This is a genomic window from Desulfoluna spongiiphila (assembly GCF_900101345.1).
In the GTDB taxonomy this organism is placed as follows: domain Bacteria; phylum Desulfobacterota; class Desulfobacteria; order Desulfobacterales; family Desulfolunaceae; genus Desulfoluna; species Desulfoluna spongiiphila.
The window spans coordinates 180900-198581 of the sequence record NZ_FMUX01000003.1 but is presented as its reverse complement, the minus strand read 5'-3'; the positions used below and the strand labels follow the sequence as shown (position 1 = coordinate 198581).

The 17682-nt window shown below is 59.6% G+C and carries 12 protein-coding genes; 4 read left to right on the top strand and 8 right to left on the bottom strand.

Annotated elements, in window-relative coordinates:
* Nucleotides 1-191 precede the first annotated feature (191 nt).
* The 8 genes from BLQ12_RS06160 to htpX form a co-directional block, all read right to left on the bottom strand.
* Nucleotides 192-1001 carry a phospholipase A gene (locus tag BLQ12_RS06160; RefSeq protein ID WP_175469536.1) on the bottom strand — a complete coding sequence of 270 codons (810 nt, stop codon included), beginning with the start codon at nt 999-1001 and terminating at the stop codon, nt 192-194.
* Nucleotides 1002-1247: 246 nt separating this feature from the next.
* Nucleotides 1248-5249: an ATP-dependent RNA helicase HrpA gene (gene hrpA / locus BLQ12_RS06155; protein WP_092209331.1), complete on the bottom strand. Its 4002-nt coding sequence runs from the start codon at nt 5247-5249 to the stop codon at nt 1248-1250.
* 390 nt (nt 5250-5639) lie between these two features.
* Nucleotides 5640-6200 (bottom strand): methyl-accepting chemotaxis protein, encoded by a 561-nt coding sequence (locus tag BLQ12_RS06150; RefSeq protein WP_092209329.1) that lies wholly within the window; start codon nt 6198-6200, stop codon nt 5640-5642.
* Between the two features lie 7 nt (nt 6201-6207).
* Nucleotides 6208-6669, bottom strand: coding sequence for a hypothetical protein (locus tag BLQ12_RS06145; protein WP_092209327.1), 462 nt, complete (start codon nt 6667-6669; stop codon nt 6208-6210).
* 453 nt (nt 6670-7122) lie between these two features.
* A complete protein-coding gene (locus BLQ12_RS06135) occupies nt 7123-9303 on the bottom strand; it encodes an acetyl-CoA hydrolase/transferase C-terminal domain-containing protein (protein WP_092209323.1) in 2181 nt (726 codons plus the stop codon).
* A 287-nt stretch (nt 9304-9590) separates the two neighbouring features.
* Nucleotides 9591-10538, bottom strand: coding sequence for a rhomboid family intramembrane serine protease (locus BLQ12_RS06130; protein WP_092209321.1), 948 nt, complete (start codon nt 10536-10538; stop codon nt 9591-9593).
* 276 nt (nt 10539-10814) lie between these two features.
* Nucleotides 10815-11414 carry a MarC family protein gene (locus BLQ12_RS06125; protein ID WP_092209319.1) on the bottom strand — a complete coding sequence of 200 codons (600 nt, stop codon included), beginning with the start codon at nt 11412-11414 and terminating at the stop codon, nt 10815-10817.
* Nucleotides 11415-12082: 668 nt separating this feature from the next.
* Nucleotides 12083-12997, bottom strand: coding sequence for a zinc metalloprotease HtpX (gene htpX, locus BLQ12_RS06120; protein ID WP_092209317.1), 915 nt, complete (start codon nt 12995-12997; stop codon nt 12083-12085).
* A gap of 617 nt (nt 12998-13614) precedes the next feature.
* On the opposite strand from htpX, the gene BLQ12_RS06115 reads away from it, so the two are divergent.
* The 4 genes from BLQ12_RS06115 to BLQ12_RS06100 are packed head-to-tail and all read left to right on the top strand — an operon-like array spanning nt 13615 to nt 17115.
* Entirely contained in the window at nt 13615-14541 is a 927-nt protein-coding gene (locus BLQ12_RS06115) for a substrate-binding domain-containing protein (RefSeq protein WP_092209315.1), read from the top strand.
* Between the two features lie 40 nt (nt 14542-14581).
* Entirely contained in the window at nt 14582-15406 is an 825-nt protein-coding gene (locus tag BLQ12_RS06110; RefSeq protein ID WP_092209313.1) for an ABC transporter substrate-binding protein, read from the top strand.
* A 21-nt stretch (nt 15407-15427) separates the two neighbouring features.
* Nucleotides 15428-16111, top strand: a complete 684-nt coding sequence (locus BLQ12_RS06105) for an ABC transporter permease (RefSeq protein WP_092209311.1) — start codon at nt 15428-15430, stop codon at nt 16109-16111.
* Between the two features lie 2 nt (nt 16112-16113).
* Complete coding sequence (locus BLQ12_RS06100) at nt 16114-17115, top strand: ATP-binding cassette domain-containing protein (RefSeq protein ID WP_092209309.1); 1002 nt, start codon at nt 16114-16116, stop codon at nt 17113-17115.
* The last annotated feature ends 567 nt before the right edge of the window (nt 17116-17682 follow it).

Sequence of the window (17682 nt, the reverse complement as noted above, 5' to 3'; positions counted from 1 at the left end):
AATCACCTTTTCAAAGCACGGATGTGTCGTGGGACCTTCGCGCGGAAGGTCCCGGTGAGAAGCTCGCTGCATGTATATCAGCGCCGTACGTTAGCATGAAGAGGGGGGTGTGAAAAGGTCTCACCTGTTGCGGACAATGTTCGGAGTGGGCCATTCGTTGCGCAGACCCGCTGAAGCCATTGCCGGGGTGTTTACCGGGAGAGCATGATGCCCGCGCCCACGCGGGAGATGGAGCGGTTGTAGTCGATGAGGCTGTCCCCGTACCCGTGGAATCCCTGGACCATGAAGAAGGCTCCGCCGTTGGTGATGGGGATGCTCCAGGTGAGGCTGGCGGCCCCTTTTCCCGTTGCCGGGTTGCACCGGCCCATGAGGTGGAAGAGCTGTTCCCCGTAGGTCTGGTACTTCACGCTGAGTTCTCCGTAGCCCATGTAGTCGGCGATGTCCGGGTTGTTGCTGCCGCTTTGGCCGTCTTCGGGGACATCTTTGCTCTCCTCGGTGATGTACCAGAGCTTCAAGGCCACAAGGAGGTTGTTGTTGGCATAGTACGGGGTGAGGTAGGCCCGATTCCAGCTGCGGGACTCGGGCATGGATCGGCCGTTGGATTCGTGCTCGAAGCCGATGTCCATGCCGAGGTTTTCACTGCCCAGGGACCGGAAGAGGTCGTTGCCCGGTTCAAAGCGGTAGAACACTTCGGGGTTGTAGTTGGTTTCCCGAAAGGGGGAGGATTCGTCCGTGTTGTAAGCCTGCCAGAAGGATTTCTGGGTGTAGGCCACGTAGAGACCGGTGTCCATGATCTGCTTTTTGACGCTGATCTGAAAGACCGCCTCGGTTTTGTCTCCGTTGTACTCATTGGACCAGGTGCCGGGCATGATCCAGGTGGGTTTGTGAAGGGAGATCCCTTTGGCCACATGGGTGATGTGATCCCCTGCGGCACCTGCCGGGTGTGTGATAAGAAGGGTGGCCATGAAAAGAGCCAAAGATACAATATATCTGAACGCCATGAATCTGCCTTGCATGAAATAGGGTTGCCGACCGTCCCGGGACCATGCCACACAGCGTGGCGTGGTTGGGGTTGTTCCCGCAAGGGTGCGGAAAGGATGCTTTATCATATAACGGTCAGTGGGGTGTTTCTCTTGAGGGAATAATGTCAGGGGGCGGTGAGCCCCCGAGATGGTTTGTGGGGTGGCGCGGAAGCATGGCTTTGGCGCCTTATTTATTTAACAGGGGCACCGGTGGTTCGGTTTGCGTCAGATCATCACCTCGATCTCCCGGATCCATTTGGTGAGCCGTTTGGCCGAGACCTTCTCCCGGGTCCCGATCTCCTGGGCGTAGATCGAGATCTTGAACTCTTCGATGGACCAGAAGAGGGCCTCGATGGCCTCTTTTTTTTCTTCGGAGGAGTCCGGGTTGAGGGAGGCCACCAGGCTGTTCATGGCTTTGACGAAGGGGGCCACCTCCCGGGCCTTGGTGCGGTCCTTTTCCGGGGCGTCGAAGGCGCGTTTGGCGCGCAGAGCGATGGCTCTGATGTGGCGTTCAAGCTGGATCAGGCGTTTCGGCTCGTACAGGTCGATGAAGTTTTTGGGTACGAGAAGGTCCAGTTCGTTTCGCATCATGCCGGTTAAGAGCTGGCCTGCCGGGGTCTTGGAGCGCCTGAGCTCTTCGGTGTAGATGAGGCTGCTGGTGGCGTGGTACTCGGTGAGGATTGCCTCCACCGCGGTAAGGAGCTTGGTCCCCGTGGCGTAGAGGCTTTTGGACACTTCCTTGACATGGGCCTTAAAGGCATGGCTGCTTCGAAGCCCGGAGGCAAAGAGCAGCTCCGTGGTCTTGGTGGCCAGGGCGGAGGTGAGGGATGCGTCTCCTCCGAAGTAAGCGGCGCGCTTTTTTGCCTCCCCGGTGAGTTTCAAGTCTTTGGAGAGACCCCTGACCTCCTTGGCGAGGTGCAGGGCCGTGAGGGCGGCCACCCCTTTTTTGTGAAGGCGCAGGGCCTCCTGGTCGTGGCGGTGGAGGATGAGGTCCACAGAGCCTTTTCGCACCGTCAGGGCGGGGTAGGCAAAAAGTCCCCCGGGTGCGGGGACGGATTCGGGGATTTCGTCCATGGGCCACTCGGCAAGGCCGTTGCGCTCCCATTTCCGTCTCAGCTTTTGGAGGGCGTCATCCTTGGGGATCACGGCATCGGCGGCCTCGGTGAGGAGCACGGATTTGTCCCGGGACGCGGCCAGCTCCTTGCCCTTGGCTCCGGTGACGGCGATGCGTACCTTGAGGTGATCGGGGACGGCGCCTGCCTGCCAGGCGTTGGGCGGGATGCGCACCCCGAATCGTTTGGCGATGAACGAGCCCAGGGCGGTGATGAGCGGGCGGGTGGGGAAGGCTCCCTGCTTCAGGGTGTTGAGCTCCTCCATTTCCCCGGTGATGATCGAGACGGTATCGGAGACGGGAACCAGCCGTTTTCGATGCTCCTTGGGAAGGCCTTTGATCATGGCCTCGATTTTTTCGGGCATGAGGCCGGGTACCACCCAGTCCAGGGCCTCTTTGGAGAGGGCTTTGGCCGAGTGGGCGGGGACGGTGAGGGTGACCCCGTCTTTTTCTTTTCCCGGTTCAAAGGCGTAGGAGAGGGAAAAGGTGCCGCCCCCCACGGTGATGCCCTTGGGAAAGGCGGCGAGTTCTTCGTCTTCCGGGGTGTACCGGGCGATGGCTTCAGGGTCCATCATGAGGTGGGCGTCTCCCCCGGCCTCCTTGAGGCGCCGGGAAAAGGTGCGGATGTCCCAGACGTTTTTCACCTTGTCGGCGTAGAAGGCAAAAAGATCCTCCTCGCTGATGAGGATATCCCGCCTTCGGATGCGGTCTTCCACCTCCCGGACGTCGTCCACAAGGGAGCGGTTGTGGGCAAGAAAGGAAAAATGCCGGTTTCCTTTCGGCACCTCCAGGTCCCCTTCCACCAGGGCGCTGCGGATAAAAAGGCGGGTGGCTTCTTCGGGGTCGGTGGGGCCGTAAAGGACTTTCCGGTCCGAGACCACGATGAGCCCAAAGAGGGTGACCTGCTCGTCGGCCACCACCGCCCCCATCTTTTTCTCCCAGCGGGGGTTGGAGTAGGAGCGCCTGACGAGGTCTCCCCCCAACTCTTCGAGCCAGCCCGAGTCGATGCGGGCGACGTTCCGGGCAAAGAGCCGGGAGGTCTCCACCATCTCCGAAGCCACGATCCACTGGCCCCCCTTGTTGAAGAGGCCCGATCCGGGGAAGATCATTACTTCGCGCCCCTTGGTGGCGTTGTAACGGTTTTTCTCCTTGCAGGTGGCGATGCTGGAGAGGTAGCCGGCCAGGATGGACTTGTGGATGGCGGTGTACTCGGCCCCGAAGGTCGTTTTTTTGTTCTCGTTGTCGTCGCGGGTCTCCCGGGGTGTCTCTCCCTTGCCAAGGGCAAATTCCTTGGCAATGCGGGAGAGCTGGCCGTGGATGTCGATCCACTCGCGCATGCGCAGAAAGGAGACGTAGTTCTCCTTGCAGAAGGCCTTCATCGGGCCCATTTTATTGGTGCCCCCCATGTGCTCCTTGAACCGTTTCCAGATGTTGAGCAGGGTCACGAAATCGGAGAAGGGGTCTTTAAACGCGGCGTGTTTCTGGTCGGCCTGGGCCTCTTTGCCGTCGGGGCGCTCCCTGGGGTCCCGGATGGTCAGGGCCGCGATGATGACCAGCACGTCGTCGATGCAGCCGTTGGCCGAGGCCTCGATGAGGATGCGGGAGAGCTTGGGGTCCACGGGGATGGCGGCCATGATGCGGCCGGTTTCGGTGAGGGTGTGGCGCACCTCCCCTTCCCGTCCCTTGGTTTCCCGGATGGCCCCGAGCTCCAGAAGGGTCTGAAAGCCGTCGGAGATGCTCTGGGCGGAGGGCGGGTCCACGAAGGGGAAGGTCTCTACCCGGCCCAGACGCAGGGAGAGCATGCGCAGGATGACCTCAGCGAGGTTGGCTCGCAGGATCTCCGGCAGGGTGAACAGGGGGCGGCTTTCCAGGGACGCTTCGTCGTAAAGCCGGATGCAGACCCCGTTTTCTACACGGCCGCAGCGCCCTTTTCGCTGGTCGGCGCTGGACCGGGAGATCTCCATGACCGGCAGGCTGGTGGTGCGGGTGCGCGGAGAGTAGCGCGGGATCCGGGCCACGCCGGTGTCGATGACGTATTTGATGCCGGGGATGGTGATGGAGGTCTCGGCCACGTTGGTGGAGACAATCACCTTGCGGCCGAAGGCCCCCTGGAAGACTTTTTTCTGATCGTGGGCCGACAGGCGGGCATACAGGGGCAGCACGGTCATGGCCTTGTGGCGCCTGCCTTCGATCATGTCGCAGGCCTCTTTGATGTCGGCCTCCGTGGGCATGAAGATAAGGACATCCCCGTAGGGGCCCCGGCACACCAGCTGGTCCAGGGCGTTGACGGCGGCCTCCACGTAGCTGTCGTCTTTGGTCTCTAAGGGCTGGTGGATGACCTCCACGGGGAAGGTGCGGCCGGATACCTCGATGATGGGGGCGCCGGAAAAGGCTTTCGAGAACTTTTCCGTGTCGATGGTGGCTGACGTCACAATGACTTTTAAGTCCCGGCGTTTTTTCACCAGGGTCCGGAGGATGCCCAGGATAAAGTCAATGTTCAGGCTGCGTTCGTGGGCCTCGTCCACGATGATGGTGTCGTAGGTGGAGAGGAAGGGGTCCCCTTGCGCTTCGGCCAAAAGGATCCCGTCGGTCATGAGGCGGATGGTGCCGTTTTTGTCCCCGGTTTCGTGGAAGCGGATCTTGTAGCCCACGCTGTTGCCGGGCTCTTCGCCCATCTCTTCGGCCAGGCGGTTGGCCACGGAGACGGCGGCAATACGCCGGGGCTGGGTCACGGCGATGAGCCCGCCGGTGCCGCGCCCTGCTTCCACGCAGAATTTGGGGATCTGGGTGGTCTTGCCCGAGCCGGTCTCCCCGGAGATGATGACCACCTGGTTTTTTTTGATGGTCTCAACGATCTCTTCGCGTCGGGCGGTGACGGGAAGAGCCTGGTTGTAGTTGAGGGCAGGCGGGTTCTGGCGGCGACGGTTCCTTTCATCCATGGAGGCTGAAAGCCGGGCCTTGAGGTCCCCCAGTTTTTTTGTTGTCTTTTCATCGGGGGTTTTGGTGCGTTCGAGTTTTTTCAAGTCACGCCGCAAGGGGTGGCGGTCCCTTATCATGGTGCGGCCAAGGCTGCGAAGGGCCCGTTCCACCTCTTTTTTAAACGCCTGTGATTCCATGCGTCTCCTGCTCTCAACTGGTGATAAATCATCCGGGCCCTTTACGTGGGCATCCCGGTTTCGGCAGGGACACTTTAATGACAATGCCATGTAAAATCAAGGCCAAGGGCAGCGCCTCACAGGGCGATCACATTTGGATTTTGCCTCCGGCGGCCCTGCCGGGGGCCAAACTTTTAAAAAGTTTGATAAACAGGTCTTGCGAAGTACTCGGTTATTCCGGGAGGCCGTCGACGATCCGCCTGTTTCAAAGTGAGCGATGCAATAGGAACGTTTTTGCGGAGCTTTTTTCAAAAAGCGACCCGCCGGAGGCAACTCATGGCTCAATGCGTTTGCCCTGATGGACCTTGGGAGACGGTATGTGCAGGGGGGGGGGCTTTGGACGGGGGCTCCTTACAGGTGAAACGTGCTGATCATCTCGCTGAGCCGTTCGTTTCGCCGGCGGGCTTCGCCTAAGGCCTCGGGGTTGTGGGTGGCCTTTTCCAGGCTCTCTGCAAGGGCATGGTTCTCAGCCTGAAGGGCCGCCATGTGGTCTTTCAGGTTGTCCAGTACCTCGTTGATCATGTCGGCCTCGTCTTGAAGGTAGTCCTTCTGCCGAAGCTGGATACGCCGCGATAGATCGCCGTCGGCCATGGACTCGAAGGTGTGGGTGAAATTGACCAGGGGGCCGCAGATGCGGTGGGTCATGATGACCAGGTGGGCGAAAAAAAAGAGGAAGAGGACCAGCACGGCGGGTACGAGGCGCTGGGCCAGCAGGAGAAAGGTCTGGGCCGATTCGTATTGTGCATTGGGGTCTGCGGCGTCGAACATGGTGTGGAGAACGGGCAGCAGGGTAAAGGCCAGGGTAACGGCAAGGATGATGGCCATGTACCCCAGGCTGACAAAGATCAGTCGGAGCTGCAGGGATCGATTGATGACGTAGTTTTTCAGCTTGCGCTCATGATCCTGTGGCATGACGGCCCTACCTTTCTATGATTTTATCGGTTGCAAAACTGTACTCATACACCGTGTCCGCGCCTTTGTGCTTGGCCTGCAAGGTGAACGGGTTGCTCTCATTGTACGGGTCCTCGGGAGAACCGGCAACGATGGTGATGGAAACCCCTTTGGAGAGGGTGTAGTTTGGCATGTCGATGGTGGACGGCAGCCCGTCGTTTCGTATGGACTCCCCCTGCTCTCCGATGCAGATGCCGTTCATGGTGAAGTGGAATTTCTGAAAGTCCGCAAAGAGTTGCAGGTCGTGATGGGTGGAGATGTTGAAGGCGGAGGTGCTGGTGACCTTGAGGAAAATGGCCCCCCCGGCAAAAAGGACGGTGGTGAGGATGGCCACGATGCAAAGCTGTGCGGGGGTGACAACGGGCTTTTTCTCACGCTTGCGTGTCGGTTTGACATAAGGGGTCCGTCGGGGTTTTTTCCGAACGCTCATGGCTTCCCTCGTGCGGGGCAGCGGCTCCGGGTGAAGGCATGGGGTACCGCGCGGCTGCTCGTCAAGGAGTGATGGTCTGAGACACAAAGAGTGATCCGGTCGGTTGGGTTCCCGTATGCTGCGGGGGATGAGCAACGTGATGTCTTTGGGGTTCGGGGGTGAAGCGGTGCGTGTCATCATGTGCATCGGGACATCCGGGGGCAGCAGGCATGGGTATCCTGCTCTAATCCTTGGAGTATGCGGCATATTGTGGCGAATCGCAACAGGTAAATACGCGGAGTTCCGATGCTTGAACGGCAGCGCCCTGGCCTGGATAATGATGTGGTCTGCGGCCAGGGCCCTCAGACATAGACTCACCCCCAAAGGACTTCTGCATGGGGCTGTAAGAGCGTTCGCTGCATAACACCGTGCATCGCCGGGGGGCGGTTGCCCCGGCGATGGATTTCTGGGGCTCTATGCTGAGACCCGTCCACTGGATTTCAGGGCGGAGATGACCACCTTCTGGAGGAGCTTTTCTTTGAACTCCGACGGGGCGTTCAGCCCCATGCGGCTCAGGTAGGGCCCGGCGTCATCGGGGACGGACCGGAAGAACTCTCCGGCCAGGGACACGGCAACACCTATTTTGCTTTTGGTGGCCTTTGCCTTGAAGGCCCTCAGGGCCCCGCCGAGGGCCACTTCCTCGTCGGTGAAGTCGGTGCCGAAGGGGAAGACCTCAAAGAGCCCCTCTTTTTTGTAAGGATCCAGGAAGGCCGACACTTTGTCCGGGGTGTTGTGGCGATAGGCTTCGGGGATGGCGTAGTGGGCCGGCACCTTGCCGGCCTTCTTGGCCCGGGCCAGGAGGTCGTCCTGGAAGCGGGAGTCGGCGATCTTGATGAGCTCTAAGATCACATCCTTGTCGGGCAGGCCCCGGACGTCGGCGATGCCGTATTCGGTGACCACGATGTCCCTGAGGTGCTTGGGCACGGAGCAGTGGCCGTAGTTGAACACGATGTTGGACTGTGGGTTCTCGGCGCTGCCGCGGGTACTCCGGACCATCATGATGAGGCGGCCGTCGGGAAGGGCGTGGGCCATGGAGACGAAATTGTACTGCCCCCCGATGCCGCTCACCACCCGTCCGTCGTCCAGGGCGTCTGAGACAACCGAGCCGAAGATGCTGATCATCATGGCGGTGTTGATGAACCGTCCGTCTTTCCTCTGAAGGGCGCGGAGTTTTTCGCCTCCGTAGAGCTGGTTCACTTTGTCCACCCCGGACATGCCGAAGAGTTTTCTCTCCTCTTCGCCCATGGTGTTCAGGGCCTTATAGAAGCTGCGGGGCCCGATGAAAAAGGCCCCCAGAATCACGCTGCCTCCATTGAGCTTTTCGCCGCGGATCGCTTTGATGGCCTGACGGTTTTCCGGCACGGACAGGTCTGGTTCGTAGGCGGTGTCCCCGTGGCAGAGCTTGCCGTCTTTCCACGTCACGCCCTCTTTGACAAGGCCGAAGGCGGTGAGGAATCGGACATCCTTTTCCCTGAGTTTTTCCTGTACCGCCTCCTTTTCGATGAGAAGATCGAATAGATTCTCAGGAAGGGCCTCGCAGTTGAGGCGTTTTTCGTTGATCAGCTCCATGAGGGGCACGTTTTCAAAGACTTTCCGCTTGAGTATCCCGCTTTTGTAAAGCTCCATAAAGGCATCCACAAACATCTCCGAGGAGCCGTAGAGCCCCTCGGCAAAGGGATCGGTGCCCCCCACCTTGTGGATGAGCTCTCCATAGGTGGCCTTGATTCCGGCTTTTTCGATGATGGCGTTGTATCCGGCGTTGTCGGTGTGGCGGAGCTGAAGGCCGGAGACGATGGCGTCTCCCAAAGAGCCGATGCCCACCTGGATGGTGCCACCGTCCTTGACCAGGGTGCTTACGTGGAGACCGATGAGGTGATCCACATCGGAGACCGATTCCTTTGGGGGACCGAAGAGCTCGTAACAGGTCTTGTCGCTTTGCAGGATGAAGTCGTAGTCCGAGGCCGGGACCACAGCGTCTCCGTACATAAAGGGGAGGTTTTCGTTCACTTCTCCGATGACGGCAACCTTTTTTCCTTCGGCCCGCTGTTTTTTCAGGGCCGCGATGCACTCCAGGCTGATGTCGGTGTTGCAGCCCATGGAGTAAAGGGGGCCTGAGCCGTTGCCGTTTCGAACGGCGAGCATCTGGCCGTAGACGTTGATGCCGAATTCGATGCCGTCCCGGATGACATGGGTGTAGTTGGAGTTGAGGTGGTTCTGCTGGGCTTCGGGGCTGCCCATGTACCCCCCTGCCTTGTTGAAGAATTCGTAGAGCTGGATGTTGCCGGGCATGGTTCCGGCCCGGAAGTCCTTCATGTAGTCAAACTCCGGGCACCCGCCGAAGATGCGGTCCACCAGGGGGCCTAAAAGTCGTTTTTCGAGGTCGCTGGCCCCTTCGGGTTTTTCCAGGGCCAGGGCGGTGAGGATGGTGAGCTTGATGTCCGGGTTTCTCTTGGCGTGCCGGTAGAGTTCGTTGGCAAAGAGCGCAGGCTTTCCCAGGGCCAGCGGCATACCGAAGATAATCTCGTTGCCGACGGTGCGGATCACCTCCTCCACACAGGCGGAGGTGTCATCATGGTACGTTGTGTTGATTGTCATAACCCTATCCCCCCTTGTTGTTACAATGTCCTGACGACAGGGCTTTTTCGGGTGGGTACACCGCTAAATAAATGATGGTGGCAGCCGGGCAATACATCCTGAAAAAGATCTGTCGTCATACGATGGTGATGCGCATGAACAAAGTTGCTTTGCGAGAAGCATTGCTGCATTAGGAAACAACGTGGAAGAAATGATACTAAGAACATTGCTCCGGAATGTCAACACAAAGGGGTGCGGGGGCCTGGGCATGCAGGTGTCATGACATGACTAGGGGGGAAGGGAGGCGGTCAGCCAACGGCGATGGTGAGGTAAAGATCGCCCCGGGGGCCGCTGGGGTGGGGGAGCCCCAGGCCTTTGAGCCGAAGCCTTTTGCCTGGCTGGATCCCCGGGGGGACGGTGACCTTGATAAGGCGGCCTTTTCCGAAGCGAAAGACGTTGACCCGCTTGACGGCCCCCCGGCGTGCCTCTTTATCTGTGATGGCAAGGCGCCCGGAGAGGTTAAAGCCCCCTTTGTCCACACGGACATGGATGATCTGGAGGCGCGGGGTTCGGGAGCGCAGGGCCTGGAAGCGCGGAGGAGTGACAGGTGCCCTGCGTGCGCCGGTGGCCAAGATAAAGCCCATGCCGAAGAGGAACCCCCCGATGTGGGCCCACCAGGCAATGGGGCTCATGCTGGCACCGGTGGCGTTGAGAAACTGCATGAGAAACCAGAGGCCGAGAAAGACAAAGGCCGGGATTTCAAAAAAGAGGGGGATGAAAAACAGGGGCACCAGAGTCAGGACCTTCGCCCGGGGATAGAGGAGAAAATAGGCACCCATGACGGCGGCCACGGCGCCGCTGGCCCCGATGGTGGGGACCGTGGAGCCGGGATTGAGCAGCAGGTGGGAGAGTCCGGAGACCATTCCCCCTCCGAGGTAGAAGAGCAGGTAGCGCACATGGCCCAGGCGGTCTTCTACGTTGTCCCCGAAGATGTAGAGACTGAGCATGTTGCCGATAAGGTGCATCCAGCCCCCGTGGAGAAACATGAAAGAGACCAGGGCCGTGAGCTGGCTGACCGCACCGAAATAGTTCCAGGCGGCAAGGGAGGTGTACCGTGCCGGCACCAGTCCGTAGAGCTGGTAGAAATGGGCCGGCTGCGACAGGGTCTGCAGGAAGACCAGGAGGTTGATGGCGATAAGGGTGGTATTCACCACCGGCAGGGTCCGGGAGGTGAGGGTGTCTCGTAAAGGGATCATCGGCGGTCCGTTGGGTTGTCTGGTTTTTCTGTTGAGGCCGTCATGACTTCTATCCTGCCCATTTTGTCGGATGCTTGCAAGGGGAAGGAGGCAGGTCATAGGTCATAGGGGATAGAAGGAGGTGCGGTTGAAAGGAAAAGGAAGAACGTCTTCGCCGCCGGAGTTATTCCGAACAAAGCCCGTCAGCGAATGTGATCAGCCCGAGGAACGAGGGGTGGGAGCATTCGCGAAGCTGGGGTGCAGGGGCTTTATCCCCTGCCCGCCGGAGGCCTTTTATTAAAGCAGCAGAAAGTTTCGGATGCCGGTGAAGATGATCTGGGCGGAGATGGCTGAGATCATGAGGCCCGTGACCTTGGAGAGGATGACGACACCCTGCTTGCCCACGGCTTTCACCACCAGGGGGGCGAAGAAGAGCATGGCACCCACGAAGCTTGAGGCCGTGAGGATGGCCGCCCCGATCTCCAGCTTGGCCGGGAGGGTGGTGGCTTCGGCGCCGAAGAGGAGCAGGACCCCGATGCCCCCGGGGCCCACGGTGATGGGCAGTGCCAAAGGCACGATGGCGATGTCGTTGCCTTCCCCTGCGCTCTTGATGTTGGAGCTTCCCCCCACCATGGAGACCCCCGAGAGAAACAGGATGCTGCCCGCCCCGATGCGGAAGGCATCCAAGGTAATGCCGAAAAGTGCGAAGAGGTATTTTCCGAAGAGAAAGACGCAGAAAGAGATGACGATGATGCCGAAGGTGACGCGCACGGCCAGGCATTTTTTTTCTCTCTCTTCCATCTCCTGGGTCATGGAAATAAAGGCGGAGAGGACGAAAAAGGGGGTGAAGATGAAAAAGATCTTCAGGGCGTCGTTGATGAATAAAGAGAGGTCCACGGGGCTTGCTTCCTTGATTCAAAATAATTCGCATGCACACGCCGTCATCACGGCCCCTGAAGGGGTTTTGGTGTCGGCATGCCGGGCAAAAGGTCCCGTCCTTGGAAAACGGAACATGTTCCATGGACGGGCAGCTTTCTATACACCAAATCAGGGAGGGTTAAAACAGGAATTTGAAAGGATTTTATAAAATCTTGGGAGGGGGCGAAAACAGGGAATAGTGGCCTTCGTCATCGTTTCGGCCACCAGGGTGCTATTGGTGACACCGTCCCAAAAGGCCGACGGCCCGTAGGGTGCACTCTGTGCACCGTGTCCGGGGCACCCAAGATTTCCATTTTACCGAGCCGCTCGGGGCATGACGGGCTTTGATCTTGGTGCACGGAGTGCACCCTGCGAATCGGTTCTTTGCAGGTCGCGGCCCAAACGATGATCAAGGCCGGAATAGGGAATAGGGAATAGGGGACAGGAGACAGGGGCGTTAAAACCGATACCGGTCGGATAACCCCAGCGTATCCGAATTTTTTCGAGGCTCGTGGCACCGCATGTGCCAACCACCAGGCAGCCCGCGGCGAACGCCATAGCATTTTGCCCTGAGGAACGAAGGGCAAAATGCTATGGCAACCTGCTTTCGAGGTGGCTCACCTCGCCGCCGGAGGTTTTTCGCTTGGTTACTTCCCCCGGATGCTGTCCCAGGGGTTGGAGGGGCCGGAAGGTCCTTTGGGGGTACCGCCCGTGGTGCGGGGACGCGTACCCCGGAGCTTGGCCACCCGCTCTTCGATGGGGGGATGGGTGGAGAAGAGGCTGGCTAGAGTGCGGCCCGACAGGGGGTTGGTGATGAACATGTGGGCCGTTGCCGGTTCCGCGTCCATGGGGATGCGGCTGGAGGCGGCCCCCAGTTTTTCCAGGGCACCGGCAAGGCCCTCGGGGTTGCCGGTGAGCTGGGCGGCCGTGGCGTCGGCGAGGTACTCCCGAGACCTGGAGATGGCCATCTGGACGAGCATGGCGGCCATGGGGGCGATGATGCTCATGGCGATGAGGCCGAAGATGCCGGAGCCGCCCTCTTCATCACTGCGCCCGCCGCCGAAGATGGCGGCCCAGCGGGCCATGGACGCAAGGGTCATGATGGCACCGGCCAGGGTGGCGGCCACGGTGCCCACGAGGATGTCGCGGTTCTTGATGTGGCCCAGCTCATGGGCCAGGACGCCTTTGACCTCTTCGGGCCCCATGAGGTCCAGAAGCCCCTGGGTGACGGCCACCACCCCGTGCTCCGGGTTGCGTCCGGTGGCAAAGGCGTTGGGGGCCTGCTGGGGGATGATGCATACCTTGGGCATGGGAAGCCCGGCACGGCCCGCGAGCTCTTCTACCATGGCGTAGAGCTGGGGCGCTTCGGTTCGGCTCACCTCCCTGGCCTTGTACATCTTGAGAACCATTTTGTCCGAGTAGAAGTAGGAGAAGAAGTTCATGCCCCCTGCCAGGACCAGGGCGATGATCATGCCTGCCTGGCCGCCGATGACACGTCCTGCCGTGACAATAAGAAGGGTTAAGACCGTTAAGAGCATGGTGGTTTTGATCTGGTTGCCCATGAAACACTCCTTGATGCGAATGAGGGGTAAGGGGCTCGGAAACAGCGTCGCTTCACCCGCAACGCCAGCCGCGGTGTGGGCTGTGGGGGCGAAAGGCGTTTTTTTTAAATATGGCCCTTGGGCGCTGAAGCGGAGCCTCGAATCGTATGCTTACCAAAATAGTAACTATTCAGCTAAAAAAAGCCTCCGGCGGCAAGGTGTGCCACCTTGAAAGCTGGTTACGAATGCGCTTTGTCCCTCGTTCCTCGGGTCAAACCACATCCGTATTTGTGTCGACGTAAATTTAAAAAAAAGCCTTAAAATCTGTTTGCTCAACTTTTCAAAAGTTTAGCCCCCGGCAGGGTCGCCGGAGGCATAAGCTGGCCTGTTACCCAAAATATAAAGATACATTTTGGTTTGGCAAGGGCCAGGGGGCCCTGAAACATGAAATTCGGAGCCTGCAGGGGCGGTGCTGGATCTGTTTGACGGCGGGCGGGAGCGGGGTGGCGATTTGGGCTATGTTGTCATTGTAGGTCGGTTTGGGTTATTCTTGGTTCGTTTCTTCAAAATGGGTTGACAAGAAATGGATGGGATGGGTAACTCTGAAACGCTGAAATGCATTGTTTCAAGGGGGATGGATGAAAAACAGGGGCAGCGGAAAAGATCTTCTCACCACCAGAGAGGTGGCCGATTTTCTCGGTGTCAACGAGAAGATGGTGTACCAGCTGATTTCAGACAAAGGGCTGCCTGCCTCCAAGGTCACGGGAAAGTGGTTGTTCCCCCGATACCTGGTGGAACAGTGGGTGGAGAACAGCACCATCAACTACCCGGACGCCGCCCATATCAACACCGGCGGCAGCGGACCCCTTGTGGTGGCCGGGAGCAACGACCTGCTTTTGGACCGGGTCCTTTCGCAGTACAACAAGAGCCACCGCGGCGAGCTGGCGGTTTTCGGCAACGTGGGCAGCATGGGCGGCATTCAGGCCCTTAAGAGCGGCATGTGCCATATCGCCTCCAGCCACCTCGTCTCCGCCGACGACCAGGAGTACAACTTTGAGTTTGCTGGCCGGGAGCTGGAGCGGCAGCCGGTGGTGATCAACTTCTGCCATCGGGAGCAGGGCATCGTGTATCGACCCGGGTGGCACGGATTTTCTGGCATTGCCGACCTGGCGGAGCCCGGGGTTCGCGTTGTGAATCGCCCCCTGGGAACGGGCACGCGGCTCCTGTTCGATCGGGAACTCAAGGCGTGTGGCATCGAGGGCGGAAGCCTTGCCGGGTACGGCGACGAGGTGTCCCGTCACATGGATGTGGGGCTGGCGGTCTTGTCCGGCCGAGCCGATGCGGGGCCTGGCATCCGTACCGTGGCGGACCTTCTGGGCCTTGGCTTTTTCCCCCTGCGCCGGGAGCGCTTCGACCTGCTTGTGCTGCGTGAGTTCTATTTTGACCGCCGCGTTCAGGGCGTCCTGGGGTTGCTCCGGGAGAGTTCCCTCAAGGAGCTTTTGAAGGGGCTGGCCGGGTACGATATCGAGGGGAGCGGGTTGATGCGGTTTCCGGACAACCCGTGACATGATCAATCAGAACGTAATTTAGGGATGGGATTTTTTCATGATGAAGAGACGATTTATGACCACGCTGATGGCCCTTGTGGCGGCCATTGCCGTGGCGGGAAGTGTGCAGGCCAAGGCGCTGATGATGGCCACCACCACCAGCACCGACAACACCGGGCTTCTGGATTATCTGGCCCCTGAGTTTACCAAAGACACGGGCATTGAGCTCAAGTGGACCTCCGTGGGAACGGGCAAGGCCCTGAAGCTGGGGATGAACTGTGACGTGGACGTGCTCCTTGTCCATGCGCCCCCTGCCGAGAAGAAGTACATCAAAGACGGTTACGCCGAGTCCCGCAAAGAGATCATGTTCAACGATTTTGTCATCGTCGGCCCCGAAGCCGACCCTGCAAAGGTCAAGGGCATGGCCGTGGAAGAGGCCCTTGCCGCCATCCGCACCAAAGGCAAGACCTTTGTGAGCCGCGGTGACAACTCCGGCACCAACAAGAAAGAGAAGCTGCTCTGGAAAGCGGCGGGCGGCCCCCTGCCTGAAAAGGAAGCCTGGTACGTCCAGACCGGCCAGGGCATGCTTGCCTCCCTTACCATCACCGCCGAGCGCGGCGGCTACACCATGACCGACCGCGGCACCTACATCAAGTACAGCCACAAGAACGGCGGCAACCCGCCCTTGAAGGTTCTTGTGGAAGGCGGCGCGATTTTGAAGAACCAGTACAGCGTGCTGATCTTGAACAGCAGCAACTGCCCCGACGCGCAAAAAGAGCTGGCCGAAGCCTTCTCCGCGTGGATGGCCGGCGACAAGGCCCAGAAGCTCATCGCGGACTTCCGCCTGCTGGGCATGGCACTTTTTACCCCCAACGCCCGATAAGGCCCGAACCAAGGAGGGGCGGTGGATTTTCTCGTTGACGGTTTTTATCGGGCCCTGGTGCTCCTGATCCAGGGAGACCCCCAGACCCTGTCTGCGGTGACCACCACCCTCAAGGCGGCCTTTCTCTCCATGGGCATGTCCCTTTTCATCGGGGTGCCTGCCGGTTTTTTTCTCGGATACTGTGAGTTCCGGGGTAAAAAAACGGCACGCACCATCGTGGATACAATGTTGGCCCTTCCGACAGTCTTCATCGGTCTGCTGGTTTATGCGTTCCTCTCCAATCGGGGACCGTTGGGCGGGTTGGGCCTTCTTTTCACGATTCCCGCCATTTCCGTGGGCCAGACCATTCTGGCCCTTCCCGTCATCACCGCCCTGACCGCAGCCACCCTGGACAACCTGGACAGTGGCTTGCGGCTCACCCTGGTCTCCCTGGGGGCCGACAAGCGCCAGCTTTTTTTCACCACCCTGTGGGAGGTGCGCTACGGCATCGTGGCCGCGGCCATGACGGCCATGGGTCGGGTGATGACCGAGGTGGGGATCTCCATGATGGTGGGGGGAAACATCAAGTGGCACACCCGCACCATCACCACAGCCATTGCCCTGGAAACGGGCAAGGGGATGTTTGCCGAAGGCATTGCCCTGGGGCTGGTGCTTTTAAGCATCGCTTTGGTGGTTAATGTGGGCGTGTCGGTTTTCAGGAGGTAGGCATGCAAGCGCCTTTGTATCAGTTGGAGGGGGTGTCCCGGTGCTATGGAGCCACCCGGGCCCTGGACCGGTGTTCCCTTTCTGTTCCTTCCGGCCGGGTCACGGGCATTGCCGGGCCCAACGGCAGCGGCAAGAGCACCTTGCTGAGCCTCCTGGCCTTTGTGGAGCGGCCCGATGAAGGACGGGTCCTTTTCCAAGGGCAGGAAGAACATCCGTTTTCTCCTGCCGTTCGCCATCGCGTTACCCTCATGCCCCAGACCCCTTTCTTGCTGGACCGCAGCGTTTTCGACAACGTCAGCTACGGCCTTGCCGTGAAAAAAGACCGGACGGACGTGGCCGGAAGGGTGCGCCGGGCCCTTACCCGGGTGGGGCTTGATTTTGACGCCTTTTCCGGGCGCAGGCGAAACGAACTCTCCGGCGGCGAAGCCCAGAGGGTGGCCCTTGCCGCCCGCTTAATTCTGGACCCTGAAGTGCTTATCCTGGATGAGCCCACGGCCAGCGTGGATGCCGCCAGCTCCTTTCTCATTCACCAGGCCATCTTAGCCTTTGCCGCCCTGCCCGGAAAAACCGTGATCTTGACCAGCCACGATGCCGCCTGGCTCGACAGCGTCAGCGACGAGGTCCTCTTCTTCTTCCGGGGCCGACGCGTCACCGAAAAGATGGGGCTCATGCTCTTCGGCCCCTTTGCCAAAGACCCCGCGTCCGGCATGTGGGCCGCAGGCACAGGGCAAGGGACCATTGTCGTCCCTGAACCCCCTTCGGCCGATGCCGTGGCCGCCGTTCCCGAGCGATGCCTTCGCATGGGCCGTGAAGAAGGGGCCCACGAGGCCGGGTTCGACGCCGAGGTGCGCGAAACCGCTCTGCAAAAAGGCCGCACAGGCGCCCGGGTCATCCTCACAGGCGCCGGGTTTCCCCTCACCCTCTCCTGCCCTGCCAACCAACTTCCGGAACCGGGCCGCACCGTCCGGGTCTCCTACCCCCTTGATTCCGTTCAGTGGCTGTAAAAGGTTGCCGGAAAAGTAAAATCACATTCGCTTTTGGTTTTGATTGGTTTTTAAAGCCTGTTTATTAAACTTTTTACAAGTTTAGCTCCCGGCAGGGCCGTCGGAGGCTGTTTTAACTTGGCTGCCTCCGGCGCTGGGGTTTGGCCCTCGTTCCTCGGGTTAAATCCCAGCGGTGTTCTGGCAAGCCATTGTATGATTATCGGGGCCTTGATCCTCGTTAAGGCCACCTTCACGTTAATCGCACCACCCGCATCAGGAAGCCCGGCAGTATCCCATAACCAACATGGGTTCCCGCCTTCGCGGGAAAGACGGTACAGAGTGTGATGCCCTTCGCACCTCCTCGTCTTCCCCGGCTGCCCGGGAAAAAGGGCCGGTTGTACCGTTTTGCTGTCCGGCACCTGCCACCTTTCGTATCGTCAAGTGACCGGGGACCCATGCCCGAAATTACATGTTCCGTCTGTAGTATGGCGGCCAAAGGTAATTCGCGGTTTTTATGGTCCTGGCCGAAACGATGACTACGGCCATTATTTGTTTTTATTATCTGTCGCCACAGATTGCTCCAAAAGG

Excerpts from the sequence above, each read along its gene's own strand:
- BLQ12_RS06160 (WP_175469536.1), bottom strand. The coding sequence starts at position 1,001 with ATGGCGTTCAGATATATTGTATCTTTGGCTCTTTTCATGGCCACCCTT.
- hrpA (WP_092209331.1), bottom strand. The coding sequence starts at position 5,249 with ATGGAATCACAGGCGTTTAAAAAAGAGGTGGAACGGGCCCTTCGCAGC.
- BLQ12_RS06150 (WP_092209329.1), bottom strand. The coding sequence starts at position 6,200 with ATGCCACAGGATCATGAGCGCAAGCTGAAAAACTACGTCATCAATCGA.
- BLQ12_RS06145 (WP_092209327.1), bottom strand. The coding sequence starts at position 6,669 with ATGAGCGTTCGGAAAAAACCCCGACGGACCCCTTATGTCAAACCGACA.
- BLQ12_RS06135 (WP_092209323.1), bottom strand. The coding sequence starts at position 9,303 with ATGACAATCAACACAACGTACCATGATGACACCTCCGCCTGTGTGGAG.
- BLQ12_RS06130 (WP_092209321.1), bottom strand. The coding sequence starts at position 10,538 with ATGATCCCTTTACGAGACACCCTCACCTCCCGGACCCTGCCGGTGGTG.
- htpX (WP_092209317.1), bottom strand. The coding sequence starts at position 12,997 with ATGGGCAACCAGATCAAAACCACCATGCTCTTAACGGTCTTAACCCTT.
- BLQ12_RS06115 (WP_092209315.1), top strand. The coding sequence starts at position 13,615 with ATGAAAAACAGGGGCAGCGGAAAAGATCTTCTCACCACCAGAGAGGTG.
- BLQ12_RS06110 (WP_092209313.1), top strand. The coding sequence starts at position 14,582 with ATGATGAAGAGACGATTTATGACCACGCTGATGGCCCTTGTGGCGGCC.
- BLQ12_RS06100 (WP_092209309.1), top strand. The coding sequence starts at position 16,114 with ATGCAAGCGCCTTTGTATCAGTTGGAGGGGGTGTCCCGGTGCTATGGA.